We start from the raw sequence: 12,631 nt of genomic DNA, 5'->3' as shown, positions 1-12,631 counted from the left end.
GATGCACCGGCTTCATCCCGTCGCGGGCGTCCGGCAGTGCGCGATGCATGATGGTCGAAAGCGCGTAAGCGAGATAGCGCTCCTCGAGCGCGTCCCGCAGCATCACTTCGTGGATCTCAGCCGGCTCCGGCGGACTCAGTCGATTTCCCATGGCGACGGGTTACCCCTAGATGTGGCGAGGGGCAAGAAATGAATCGGCCACCCATCGATCATGCTTCGATCCTGGCTGGTCCCAACCGCCGAAATTGGCGCCCATCCGCGCAATCGCGCGGACGGACGCCCTTGGCTGCCGCCTCGGCGTGCCTTCGTGGCTATTTGGACTTCCGGATCGACGTGACGGCGATCTGGCCGTTGACGCGGCCGGCGTCGAACATGACCTTGTCGCCGACCCCGACCGATTTCAGCATCGCGGGATCCGTCACGCGAAACACCATGGTCATGCCCTCCTCCTCCATATCGAGGCTCTTGATCGGACCGTGCTTGAGCGTGATCTTGCCGGCCGCCAGGTCGATCTTCTTCACTTCGCCGCGCACCGCGCCGTCCTCCGCAAAACCTGCCGAGCAGGACATTGCGAACAGGACAGCGGCGACGCGTACAACATATCGATTGGTCTTCATCTTGCAGTCCTTCTTCAATCGAGGGTCCGAGAGGTGGCTATTTCACGACGACCTTGCCGATCATCCCGGATTCCCGATGCGTCGGGATCAGGCACGAATATTCGAAGGTGCCGGGCTTCGAAAACTTCCACAAAACCTCCCCGGATTTTTTCGGCGCGAGGCGGAGGCCGTTCGGCTCGTCATGCTCCATGTCGGGATTCTTCTTCATCGCTTCGCCGTGCTTGAGATTTTCTGCTGTGGTCGCCAACAGAAATTCATGCGCTTCGGCGCCGATATTGCGGAGCACGAAACGCACTTGCTCGCCGCGCTTCACGTCGATCACCGCCGGCGAATAATCCATCTCGTTCATGAGAATCTCGATCTTCCGCGCCGGCTTCTTCGGGTCTCCGGGCTCTCCCGCGGCGTATCCCCCGTGTTGTTCGTGTGCCGCAGCCGCGGAGGAGAAGGCGATGGCAGCCAGCAGGATGCCGCAAGCGGCGCGTCGTAGTTTATGAGTCATGTCAATATTCCGTGTGGTTTGTTGTCCGATAGTGTCGATCGACGGCTGCTTGCCTACATGGTCTTCTTCCCCTTCATCGTCATTCCCTTCATGTCTTTGGACGCGGCGGGTTTGCTGCCGGTCTTGCCGTCGACCTGACGCGGCGCTTCGCTTGGCGGCGCCGCGATTTCATAGGCGACCGTGCCTTTGGGAAATTCGTAGGGGCCTGGATCTCGGTAGTCGTCGCGGGCAAGGCCCTCGCGAATCTTCATCGTCGTGAACATGCCGCCCATTTCGATGGGACCGAATTGCCCCGACCCGCTCATCATCATCAGCGTGTTGTCGGGCAGCGGCATCTCCATGTCGCCCATCGCCCCTCCGGTGGAACCCATCACCATGGCGTCCGGCGCGAGTTTTCCGATCGCCTTGGCTAGATCCTTTTTGGAGACGCCGATTAGGTTTCGGACGTCGTGGCCCATGGCGTTCATGGTGTGATGCGACTTATGGCAGTGGAACGCCCAGTCGCCGGGATTGTCGGCGGTGAAATCGAAGGCGCGGATGGCGCCGACCGGGACGTCGGTAGTTACTTCCGGCCATTGCGCGGCTTCGGGCACCCAGCCGCCGTCGGTGCCGCTGACCGCAAAGTTGTGACCATGCAGATGAATCGGATGGTTGGTCATGGTGAGATTGCCGACCCGCACCCGCACGCGATCGCCCAACCGAACCGGCAGCGGATCGATCCCGGGAAAGACGCGGCTATTCCAGGTCCACATATTGAAATTCGTCATCTCCGCCACCTTGGGCAGGTAGGTGCCGGGATCGATGTCGTAGCTGCTCATGACAAAGACGAAGTCGCGATCGACAGGCCGAAACGCTCTGTCGCGCGGGTGCACGACAATCATTCCCATCATGCCCATCGCCATCTGGACCATTTCGTCCGAATGCGGGTGATACATGAAGGTGCCGCTATGCATCATTTCGAATTCGTAGACGAACGTCTTGCCCGGCGGGATGTGCGGCTGGTTCAATCCGCCAACGCCGTCCATCCCGCATGGCAGGATCACGCCATGCCAATGGACGGTGGTGTGCTCGGGCAGCTTGTTGGTGACGAAGATGCGGACCTTGTCGCCCTCGACCGTTTCGATGGTAGGACCGGGCGACTGGCCGTTGTAGCCCCACAGATGGGCCTTCATACCCTCTGCGAATTCGCGCTCGACCGGTTCGGCAACCAGATGAAATTCCTTCCAGTCGCCGTTCATGCGCCAAGGCAGTGTCCAGCCGTTCAGCGTGACGACGGGATTGTAGTCGGGACCGCTCACGGGGTGCAGCGGCGGCTGCGTCGTCGCCTTTTCCATGATCGGCGCTTCGGGAATGCTTGCCGCCTGGGCACGACCAGAGACCGCGGCAGCACTGGCTAGCGCCGTCGCGGTGCCGAGAAAATTTCGTCGGGACAACATGGGTTTCTCCATTTCTATCGGCCTCCGCCGGAGGTCTGTGCGGCGGTTGCAGCGGTCAGATCGGGCGCTGTGTCGGCACGGCCGCCGCCATTGATCGCGGTTTGCAGTTCGGATTGCGCGAGCCAGAAATCGCGCTTGGCGCCGATGGCGGCGCGCAACGCCGCGATCCGTTGCCTCGCCTCGGTCAGCAGGGCGAACACGTCGACCTGCATGCTGCCGAAGCGGAGCTGCATCTCATCCGAAATGATCTTGCGGAGCGGCAGGACTTCGCGCTGATAGTGGCCGGCGATGTCGTAGGTCGAGCGATACACGCGGAAAGCGTCGCGCGCTTCCGAGCGCACGTTCACCGCCTTCTCGGTCAGCAGGTTGAAGGCGAGGTTATAGGTCTCAGCGGCCTGCCGGACGCGGACTTCGCCGCCGTCGAAGATCGGAATCTGAAACTGCACGTCAAAACCTCGTTCGCGGAACGGCGGCCCCTCCGGGTCGCGCGTCTTGCGATCGATGCCGGCGACCTCAAGCATCGTGACGAAACGGCTGGCCTCCGTGAGATCGAGAGACCGGGCCAGCGCGGCCAGTTCGATGCGGGCAATCTGCAGGTCGATCCGGTGTTCGATTGCGTCCACCTCGATGCGCGGCAGCGATAGCGGTCGGCGTGGCAGGACCGGCAGTTTCTGCGGCAGCCGGATATGGATGTCCTCGCCCCACAGTCCAAGCAACCGGATCAGGCGCTCGCGCGCGCTTGCCGCGTCCTGCCGTATCGCCGCCAGTTCGGCCGTGGTCTCCGCGTAGAAGACTTGCTCGCGAGCCTGATCCAGCTTGTTCAGCGCCCCGGTTTGGCCGAGCTTCGCTGCGAGTTGGGCCGTCGATTCCGCGGTGGCGTTGGCGTCCGTCAGCAGGACCGTCAATTCGTTGGCCGCAACGGCGCGGTAGTAGGCCCGCCTGACGTCGGCAGCGAGGCGCAGCGTATCCTCGGCGGCACGGAGCTGGGCTTTATGGAACCGCTGGCGGGCGATTTCGGACCGGAAGGGTAGCGACGCCAAAGCCAGGATATCGCCGGCCACCTGCCGTTCGATCTCGAGGGCGCCGCTTCCGGCAATGCGCGAAATGGAGAACGTCGGATTGGGCGGCAGGCTACCTGCAACCATATCGGCCTCCGCCAGGGCCAGTTCGTTGTAGGAGGCCTGCAGGCCGCGGTTGTTCAGAAGCGCGATCTGCACGGCGCTATCCGCCGTGAGGTCTCGCCGAACAAGCGCCAGGACCAATGCATGGGCGCGCTGGGCATCATCCGGCGTGCGGATGGCAACCACATCCTTGCCGAGGGTTTCGCCGGCAACGCTGGAGACGACGTTCATCCCGCCCTCGGGCGAGAAGGTAGCGCACCCCGACAGGAGCAGTGACGAGAGCAGCACGGCTGCCGCCGCGGGACCCGCTCGGTTTTTGCACGGTGCGGCGGAAGGCTTTTTGGGCTGTATGGACATCACTCGCTCCTACTGGCCGGATTTCGGCGCCGGAGCGACGCGGTCGTTCTGTTCGCGCCATGCCGAGGGGGCGACCGGGCGAAGGCTGCGGTACGGGGCAATGGTTGAGCGATAGCCGGCGCTGGCGACCCTGGCACCGGGATCGGCAGGATCGGCGCCGGCGAGCGGCACCGTCGTCGGCGTGCACGCCCCCAGCGCCAATGCTGCGGCGGTCATGCCGGCGTAGGTTGGAAATCGGATAGCCAATAGAATCTCGACCACCGAACGAACGGCGGCGAGCATCGCACCACGCTGCGCAAGCATTTTGTTTTCCTGAAATGACGATGGACCACAGGCGCGCGTGCCCTTAGCGGGCGCGGCACCGCGTCGATGAAGTCAGGTCAGGAAATGGGCGGGCGGTAGAGCCGTGCCGGGGCGTTATCGGTGACCTTGCGATCGCCTTCGACCTTGCTGAGGGCCGTCGGCGTGGAAGGCGTCACCATATCGAACAATGTCGCCGGCAACGCGACGACGCACATCAGCCCGCAGCATTGCCCGTCGGACGTATGCGGCGCTTTGCCGGTTTCCGGTTTACCGTTCAGCGCCACCGATCGGTCGTCGCTGGCGGCTTGCACAGCCGCATGGTCATGCACGTGGCCGTCATTGTGCATATGCGTCGCCGGCACGTCGTTGCGAACATGAACCATACCGGTCATGTGACTTTCGCCAGTCAGGCACGGAGCGGCCCGATGCTGCCCTGGCAACGCGTAAGAGATCGTCGGCGCCAGCACGCACAACAGATAAACCAGGGCGACGATCCACCCTGCTTTCAGCCGTTGCACTCTGGTAAGACGAACCAGCATTCCGAATAAATGTCTCTCGATTTCAACCGACCGGGCGATCATAGACGCTAATGCGAAGCGCGCCAACATCGAACTGCGCTTCAGGAAGCCGAACTGATCCGCGCCAGATGCTTCGCCACCGCGTGGATAAACCCGTCGCGGGCGTCGGAGTGCCCCTGCCCGCGCGGTTCCAGCACGTTGCGCAGCAGGAAGCGGCCGGTGAGATCGAAGCCGTCCTGCAGGTCCTGGTCTGACCAGCTATTTTGGCCGCCCTCGCCGCTTTCGCGCAAAAACGGTGGCAGCCGCATCAAGCGGTCGCGCCACGGTTCGCCGGCGGCCCGCGACACCGCGCCGCCGGATTTCGGCGAGACGTAGATCAGCTCGGTGGTAGCGCCGGTGGCGGCGCAGTTTTCCAGATCGAGGCCGAAGCCGAGTTCGGTCAGCATCGCCAGCTCGAACCGCACCACATGAATCGCGGCTTCGCTGACATCGTCGAAATCGTTGAGGATGCGTTCCAGCATCTCATAGATATCGTCGTGCGGATCGCGCTCGGGCAGCAGCCGCGCCAGCGAGGCCAGATGGGTGACCCCATAGACGGCATGGGATGACGCCAGCACGGTGGCGGCGCGCATCTTCGTCGCTTCCATCTGGTAGTAGCCCAACTGCTCGTCGATCCGCGCCCGCCACGTCGCGCGCACGCTGTTGCCCGGCTGCAGCAGCGGCCGCATCCGCGATCCCGCCCCGCCACGCACCAGTCCGAGATGGCGGCCATGGCCGCGGGTCAGCAGCTCGACGATGGCCGATGATTCGCCATGTTTGCGCACCCCCAGCACGATGCCTTCGTCGGTCCATTCCATGAATGGGACCTTATATGATTTTCACCATGACTTCAGCTTCCGCAGGGGAAACCCGAAGCGATTTTCAAGCGCGGATATCGACCGAAGCCGTGGTGCCCTGAAGTCGCAGCAAGGCGTCCAGGGTCTTACCGAGGGCCTCGACATTGCGATCATCTCCCCGAGATTGCGCACCCGTTATGCCTGCACGCAAGGTCGCGAAAGCATCAAACGGCTGATTGTCCAAGCGGTCGCTTTCTTCGGCCGATGGGCCGCCGCTGCCAGCCCATCGCGAAGCCGGCGGCGACATCATGCCAAGAAGTCCCCCGGACTCATCGAGCGTCATCTTGCCGCTGCGGATCAGATCGTTGACCGTATTGCGCATCTGAGCCGGTGACATGCTGGAGAAATCGTAAGCGGAAACACCGGCCCCGCCATTGGCGACCGAGGCACTGGATGCGCTCTCTGTCTTCTGAGACCGGTTCGCGCCCTGCGCCGCATAGGACGACGTGACCGACGCGCTTCTAATCTGCATTCCAATTCCCCGAGTTGAAAACTTCATCGAGGATATCTCAGCAATTGTCGTACCAGACGTCACCACTGGAAATGCGAGAATTCTACGGGCCACTACTCGTGACCATCAGGCAAATTCTTCGCAGCCGGCAAAAATTACCACCGAGCGTCGGTAACGATAGCGCTGGAATCGCCGCGCCTCTGCACCGCATGATGATGCCTTCGCCGGTCTATTCCATAACGCGCCTTCACTACCTTGACGCCCGCGCCGCGAGGAGGGAACGTTTATCCGGCGCAGCGGTTGCCGCTTGAGCCTGCGCGTCCGTCATCGGACCTAACCGGAAATTTCAGTGACAGACATCGCACCGATCCGCCTCCCGAAGCCCCCGGGGACGGCGCTCATTAACATGGCCGTGGCGGCGCTGATCGTCACTGGGCTGTATTTCGGCCGCGAGATCCTGGTGCCGGTGGCCCTGGCGGTGCTGTTCAGCTTCGTGCTGGCGCCGTTCGTGATCCGGCTGCAGTCATGGCGGGTGCCGCGCACCCTGTCGGTGCTGGTCACGGTGTTCATCGGCTTTTCCATCATGTTCAGCCTGGGCGGCGTGATGGTATCGCAGGCCAACCGGCTTGCCGAAGAACTCCCCGGTTACCAGCAGACCCTGCGCGACAAGATTCATGGCCTGCGCGGCTTCGCCACCGGCGGATCGGGCACGCTCGAGCGCGCCTCCAAAGTGTTACGCGAGCTCGACACCGAACTGCAAAATCCATCCGCAGGCCGCAACGTGCTCGACGGACTGCGCCGGCAGGCCGCCGACAAGCCGTTGCTGGTGGAAATCCGCCAGCCCGATCCGGGCACGCTTTCGACCCTGGTAGCGATCATCCAGCCGCTGATCCAGCCGCTGACGACGACGGGGATCGTGCTGATCTTTGTGATCTTCATTCTGCTGCAGCGCCAGGATTTGCGAAACCGCTTCATCCGGCTGGCCGGATCGCACGACATGCAGCGCACAACCGCCGCCCTCGACGATGCCGGGCAGCGATTGAGCCGGCTGTTCCTCAACCAGATGATGGTCAATGCCTCGTTCGGGCTGCTGATCGGGATCGGCCTGCAACTGATCGGCGTACCGAGCGCGCCGCTGTGGGGCCTGGTCGCCACCATCCTGCGCTTCGTGCCCTATGTCGGCTCACCGATTTCGGCGGTGTTTCCGCTGATTCTCGCCGCGGCGGTGGGATCCGACTGGAGCATGCTGCTGATGACCGCGGCGCTGTTCGGCACGCTGCAACTGATCGCCGGCCAGGTGGTCGAACCGCTGGTCTACGGCCGCAGCTCTGGCCTGTCGCCGGTGGCGATCGTGCTGTCGGCGTCGTTCTGGACCTGGCTGTGGGGACCGATCGGCCTGGTGCTGGCGACGCCGCTGACCATCTGCCTCGTGGTGGTCGGACGCCACGTCGATCGCCTGCAGTTCTTCGACGTACTGCTCGGCAACCAGCCGGCGCTGACGCCGTCGCAACTAGTCTACCAGCGCATGCTGGCCGGCGACCCCGTCGAAGCCTCGCAGCAGGCCCAGACCTATCTGCAAGGCGCGACGCTCGCCAACTATCACGATAAGATCCTGCTTCCCGGTCTCCGCTTGGCGGATGCCGATCTGACGCTCGGACGGCTGTCGGCCGACCGGCTGGACCGCATTCTGGAAACCGTGACGGAAGTCGTCGATGACTTCGACAGCCACGAAGATGTCATCGGCATCGACGAGGTGCCGAGCCTGGATCCTCGCTCCAATCTGGCGCGGCTGGACAAGACCATTGAAGCGGAAGACGAAGACCGGCGCCCGGCGCACTGGAAAGAACCCGGGGCGGTACTCTTCCTGCCCGGCTCCAGCAAACTCGACGAGGCCGCGTCGCTGGTCCTTGCCCAATTGCTGAAACGCCGCGGCATCGGCGCCGCGGCCGAGGCAGCGGATGCGTTGTCGATATCGCGGTTCTTTTCGCTCGATCTCACAGGGGCAGCGGCGCTGTGCATCTGCTACGTCGGCAAGCCATCGCCCGCGATGGTTCAATACGCCGTGCGACGGCTCGCGAAGAAAAGCAAGGCTAGCCCCATCATCGTCGCCACCGTCGGTGGCGAGCACGACGCCATGTCGACTCCGATGCCCAACGTCACCTTCGTCAGCGGCAATTTCACGGATGTCGTGGACGACATCTGCGCGCTTTCAAAGGGGCTGACATCCTCGACCGCGCTCGCAGCTCTCGCCGCCGGCGTCGATGCAGCGCTCGATCGGGCCGGCAAGGCATAGCAGGAGCGATGTAGGTGGGCAAAGCGAAGCGTGCCCACCAATAGCAAATAGCGCGTGGGATGGTGGGCACGGCGCGAAGAACGCCTTAGCCCACCCTACAAGTTTACGCGTTGAACCAGTCTTTGGCATCGCCGGTGAAGGCGCAGTACAGCCCGGCGGCGGTGAGCGCGCAGGAGATGATCTCGATCACGCTGTCGAATTGTAGTCCATACGTGCCGAGGATCTGGATCAGCGACAGCACCGAAAACACCAGCGACGCCGTCAGCAGCCAGCGCGGCCAGCTCTTGCGGCCGTGGGCGGCGTGGTTCACCAGGAATACGAACAGCAGCAGCATGCAGGCGGCCACGATATTCGCCGCCGCGATGGTCGTCTCGGACAGGTCGGCACCGGGCGTGCGGTCCTGAAACGCGATCGACAGCGAATCCAGGATCAACGACATGTACAGCAGCACTTCGAAATAGAAGACGTTCTTCGGAACCGTGGTGGCAACGCTCATCGGGTTGACTGCTATTCCTTCGGGAATTCGAGACCCATTTCGCGGTAGCGGTTGGGATCGTCGCCCCAGTTCTCGCGCACCTTGACGAACAGGAACAGATGCACCGGCACGCCGGTGATCTCGGCGATCTCCTTGCGGGAATCCGCGCCGATCGACTTGATGGTGGCGCCGCCCTTGCCGAGCACGATCTTGCGCTGGCTTTCACGCTCGACGAAAATCGTCTGCTCGATGCGGATCGACTTGTCCTTGCGCTCGGTCCAGGTATCGGTCTCCACGGTCGACTGGTACGGCAATTCCTGATGCAGCTGGCGGAAGATCTTTTCGCGGGTGATCTCGGCGGCCAGATGCCGCATCGGCGCGTCCGACATCTGGTCTTCGGGATAGTGATACGGGCCGGCGGGCACGTCCTTGGCGAGACGCTTGCGGAGATCCTCGACACCATCGCCGGTCATTGCCGAGATCATGAAGGTCTCAACGAACTTCATACGTTCGTTGGCGGCCTGCGCCAGCTTCAGCAGCTTCTCCTTGGAGACGATATCGACCTTGTTGATGACCAGGAATTTCGGGTGATTGACCGTTTCCAGCTTGGTGAAGATCGCATCCGCTTCCTCATCGATCCCCTCGCGGGCGTCGAGCAGGATGCAGACCAGGTCGGCGTCATGCGCCCCGCTCCAGGCAGTCTTGACCATGGCCCGGTCGAGCCTGCGCTTCGGCAGGAAGATGCCGGGCGTATCGACCAGGATGATCTGGGCGTGGTCCTCGATGACGATGCCGCGGATCAGCGCGCGCGTCGTCTGCACCTTCCGCGAGACGATGGTGACCTTGGAGCCGACCAGCGCATTGACCAGGGTGGACTTGCCGACATTTGGCGCACCGATCAGCGCGACGAAGCCGCAGCGGGTATCGGCGGGCATCGCATCCGCTTCATGATGCGGCTCGTCGGGCATGTCATCGCGGGGTTCGTCGGCTTCGTTCAAAACATCATCCTTCATTGCCGCCACTGCTGACGCCTTCACGCGCAATCATCGCCTGCGCGGCGGCCTTCTCGGCGGCGCGCTTGCTGCCGCCCTCGCCTTCCGCCGGCACCAGGCCCTGGACATCCACCGCAACCCTGAAATGCGGATCGTGGTGCGGACCGGAGCGTTCGACCTCGCGGTACACCGGCGTCGGAAGCCCTTTGCCCTGCGCCCATTCCTGCAACACCGTCTTGGCGTCGCGCAACGGCCGCACCGGTTTGCGCATCCGCTCGACCCAGTTGCGCTGCACGAAGGCTTCCGCAGCGGGATAGCCGCCATCGAGGAAGATCGCGCCGATCACCGCTTCGCAGATATCGCCGAGCACCGACTTGCGCAACCGCGCGCCGGCGCCGGCGCCGACGCTGCCGAGCTTGATGCCGTCGAGCAGGCCGAGCGCACGCGCCACATCAGCGCAGGTCTCCTTGCGCACGAGATCCGCGAGCCGCTTCGACAATTCGCCCTCGTCGCCGGCCGGAAACGCCCGGTACAGCATGTCGGACACGATCAGGCCGAGCACGTGGTCGCCGAGAAATTCGAGTCGCTGGTAGCTGTCGCCGCGGTTGCGCGCGGAGGACTTCAGCGCCGACACATGGGTGAAGGCAGTGGCCAGCAACGCCGGATCCTTGAAGACGTAGCCGATCCGGGTTTCGATTTCGGCCGCGGCGGCCTTCAGGGCAGCGTTCCTGCGCTTCTTCCGGGCCGCGGCGGATTCCGGGATGGCGTCGTCAGGCAGGCTCACTTCGTCGGCTCTCGGCGCGGTATCAATGGGCTTGGCGGTATCGTCCTTCATCGCACGATGGAAAAGATGCGATTCCAGCGCACCGCCGTCGGCCAGCGCCAGATCTGCCAGGCATGCTCGCCCTCGGCGATCGAGAAGAAGATCATCTGGGCGCGGCCGACGATGTTCTCGAACGGCACGTAGCCCACCGCCGACAGCACCCGGCTGTCGGTGGAGTTGTCGCGGTTGTCACCCATCATGAAGAAGTTGCCGGGGGGTACGGTGTAGATGTTGGTGTTGTCGTAGAAGCCGTTATCGACGCAATCCAGCGATTCATAGGTGACGCCGTTGGGCAGCGTCTCCTTCCAGCGCTTGACCCGCGCCGTGGCGTCGGAGCCGCAGGGGTCCTCGCCGACGAAATCGCTCAGCCGCTCGCGCTGCACCGGCTTGTCGTTGATGTAGAGCAGCCCCTCTTTCATCTGGATCTTGTCGCCAGGCAGACCGATGACGCGCTTGATGTAATCGGTGGAGTCGTCCTTCGGCAGCCTGAACACCACCACGTCGCCGCGCGAGGGCTCGGAGCCGAACACCCGGCCGGAGAAGATCGGCGGCGACAGCGGGATCGAGTAATGGCTGTAGCCGTAGGAATATTTCGAGACGAACAGGTAGTCGCCGACCAGCAAAGTCGCCTTCATCGAGCCCGACGGGATGTTAAACGGCTGGAACAGGAAGGTCCGGATCACCAGCGCGATCAGCAGCGCATTGATGACGACGCGGATGGTTTCGCCGACGCCGCTTTCAGTCTTGGTTCCGGATGTCACGCTCATCGCTTTCCCGCTTCCCGTCGCGATCGCCGCGCCGCTGGTGATGTGTCTCACGCGAAAATGGCGTCGCGATGAGAAAAGCCTCTGATTCTGATGTTTAGGGCGAATTGCGGCGCAAACCCAGAGGGTCCAGGCGCATTCGACCCGGCCGAAGGCAGTCCGGCGCTTTTAGCGGGTTGTTGACCGCGCCGCAATCAACGGAACTGTTATCCCATCAGGCAAAACCGGCTAAAGGCATGACAAGTTGAAGAAATTTAAGTCCGGGCGCGATGGCGCGGCGAGCCCGGACCAAGCCCCTAGTGGAAAACGGACCTGGCTACGCCGCCGGTCGCTGCGCCATATCTCTCAGGGCGTCGGCGATGAACTTCTCATTCGCCGCACGTGCCGCCTCCTGGATTTCCGGTGGTAACGCTTGGGCCTGGAATCGGCGATAGGCCGCGAAATCCCGACGGACAAGTATTTGGGCGAACCCAATGAACAGAACCGCAGCCATGAGCGGAGCGAACAACGCGTAAAGCTGGAAGTACGTCATTCCTGGATCCTTCCAAGGACTGCCCTTCCACCCAAATGTATGGTGGCACTTGCCACCACGCAAATTAGGGACACTCCCACAATCGACGTGGCCGGCGGGCCGTTAGGAGCAAGGCCATAGAAGAAGGCCAGCCCGGGTCCGATGACGCCAGCTGACAGAAATGCCGCGGCGACCGTGTTCGCGAAATTTGCCAGCAATTTCAGCCGCTCATTGATGGCAAGCTTGTTCATCTGATCGACCAGAAGGTTAAGACAGCTCAATTTGGCACCTTAAAGTTGCAATTACAACTCGCCTACCTGTTCAGCCGACGACCACCTTCTCCGCCGAAATGATCACAAACGCCTGCGCCAGCGGCCAGTCGTCGGTGATGGTGAGGTCGATCCGCGCTTCAAAGCCGGCCGGCGTCAGGGCCTGCAAGCGGGCCAACGCGCCGCCGGTCAGAAGCATGGTCGGCCGGCCGCCCGGCAGGTTGACCACCCCCATGTCGCGCCACCAGACGCCCTGCCGAATCCCGGTGCCGAGGGCCTTGGAACAGGCCTCCTTGGCGGCGAAGC

16 protein-coding genes are annotated in these 12,631 nt (G+C 63.1%); 1 reads left to right on the top strand and 15 read right to left on the bottom strand.

What is annotated here, in order from left to right; genetic code table 11:
• Positions 1–311: 311 nt before the first annotated feature.
• From JWR89_RS11040 to JWR89_RS11005, 8 genes are all read right to left on the bottom strand, one after another.
• Complete coding sequence (locus JWR89_RS11040) at positions 312–617, bottom strand: copper-binding protein (protein ID WP_299715630.1); 306 nt, start codon at positions 615–617, stop codon at positions 312–314.
• Between the two features lie 37 nt (positions 618–654).
• Complete coding sequence (locus tag JWR89_RS11035; RefSeq protein WP_299715627.1) at positions 655–1,116, bottom strand: cupredoxin family protein; 462 nt, start codon at positions 1,114–1,116, stop codon at positions 655–657.
• Positions 1,117–1,169: 53 nt separating this feature from the next.
• On the bottom strand, positions 1,170–2,552 hold the full coding sequence (locus JWR89_RS11030) for a copper oxidase (RefSeq protein WP_299715624.1): 1,383 nt from the start codon (positions 2,550–2,552) through the stop codon (positions 1,170–1,172).
• Positions 2,553–2,566: 14 nt separating this feature from the next.
• Entirely contained in the window at positions 2,567–4,030 is a 1,464-nt protein-coding gene (locus JWR89_RS11025; protein WP_299715621.1) for a TolC family protein, read from the bottom strand.
• Positions 4,031–4,039: 9 nt separating this feature from the next.
• A complete protein-coding gene (locus JWR89_RS11020; RefSeq protein ID WP_299715618.1) occupies positions 4,040–4,333 on the bottom strand; it encodes a hypothetical protein in 294 nt (97 codons plus the stop codon).
• Positions 4,334–4,410: 77 nt separating this feature from the next.
• Positions 4,411–4,914 (bottom strand): hypothetical protein, encoded by a 504-nt coding sequence (locus JWR89_RS11015; protein WP_299715615.1) that lies wholly within the window; start codon positions 4,912–4,914, stop codon positions 4,411–4,413.
• Positions 4,915–4,952: 38 nt separating this feature from the next.
• A complete protein-coding gene (gene recO, locus JWR89_RS11010; protein WP_299715613.1) occupies positions 4,953–5,708 on the bottom strand; it encodes a DNA repair protein RecO in 756 nt (251 codons plus the stop codon).
• A gap of 64 nt (positions 5,709–5,772) precedes the next feature.
• On the bottom strand, positions 5,773–6,219 hold the full coding sequence (locus tag JWR89_RS11005) for a hypothetical protein (protein WP_299715610.1): 447 nt from the start codon (positions 6,217–6,219) through the stop codon (positions 5,773–5,775).
• A gap of 328 nt (positions 6,220–6,547) precedes the next feature.
• Here JWR89_RS11005 and JWR89_RS11000 point away from each other — a divergent pair, with 328 nt between their 5' ends.
• Complete coding sequence (locus tag JWR89_RS11000; RefSeq protein WP_299715607.1) at positions 6,548–8,491, top strand: AI-2E family transporter; 1,944 nt, start codon at positions 6,548–6,550, stop codon at positions 8,489–8,491.
• 103 nt (positions 8,492–8,594) lie between these two features.
• Here the strand turns inward: JWR89_RS11000 and JWR89_RS10995 are convergent, their stop codons facing one another.
• From JWR89_RS10995 to JWR89_RS10965, 7 genes are all read right to left on the bottom strand, one after another.
• On the bottom strand, positions 8,595–8,987 hold the full coding sequence (locus JWR89_RS10995) for a hypothetical protein (protein WP_299715604.1): 393 nt from the start codon (positions 8,985–8,987) through the stop codon (positions 8,595–8,597).
• 11 nt (positions 8,988–8,998) lie between these two features.
• On the bottom strand, positions 8,999–9,934 hold the full coding sequence (gene era / locus JWR89_RS10990; RefSeq protein WP_299715633.1) for a GTPase Era: 936 nt from the start codon (positions 9,932–9,934) through the stop codon (positions 8,999–9,001).
• A 34-nt stretch (positions 9,935–9,968) separates the two neighbouring features.
• Positions 9,969–10,793: a ribonuclease III gene (rnc, locus tag JWR89_RS10985; RefSeq protein WP_299715601.1), complete on the bottom strand. Its 825-nt coding sequence runs from the start codon at positions 10,791–10,793 to the stop codon at positions 9,969–9,971.
• Positions 10,790–11,548 carry a signal peptidase I gene (lepB, locus tag JWR89_RS10980; RefSeq protein ID WP_299715598.1) on the bottom strand — a complete coding sequence of 253 codons (759 nt, stop codon included), beginning with the start codon at positions 11,546–11,548 and terminating at the stop codon, positions 10,790–10,792. Before lepB ends, rnc begins: the two co-directional genes overlap by 4 nt.
• A 313-nt stretch (positions 11,549–11,861) precedes the next feature.
• The gene (locus tag JWR89_RS10975) at positions 11,862–12,077 is read right to left on the bottom strand and encodes a hypothetical protein (protein WP_299715596.1); all 216 of its coding nucleotides are present in this window, start codon (positions 12,075–12,077) and stop codon (positions 11,862–11,864) included.
• Positions 12,074–12,307, bottom strand: coding sequence for a hypothetical protein (locus tag JWR89_RS10970; RefSeq protein ID WP_299715593.1), 234 nt, complete (start codon positions 12,305–12,307; stop codon positions 12,074–12,076). Before JWR89_RS10970 ends, JWR89_RS10975 begins: the two co-directional genes overlap by 4 nt.
• A gap of 70 nt (positions 12,308–12,377) precedes the next feature.
• Positions 12,378–12,631: holo-ACP synthase (locus tag JWR89_RS10965; protein WP_299715590.1), on the bottom strand; the 254-nt coding region annotated here is incomplete at its 5' end.

The sequence above is a fragment of the Tardiphaga sp. genome (assembly GCF_028290785.1).
Classification (GTDB): Bacteria; Pseudomonadota; Alphaproteobacteria; order Rhizobiales; family Xanthobacteraceae; genus Tardiphaga.
This window is presented reverse-complemented; position numbering and strand designations above follow the sequence as displayed.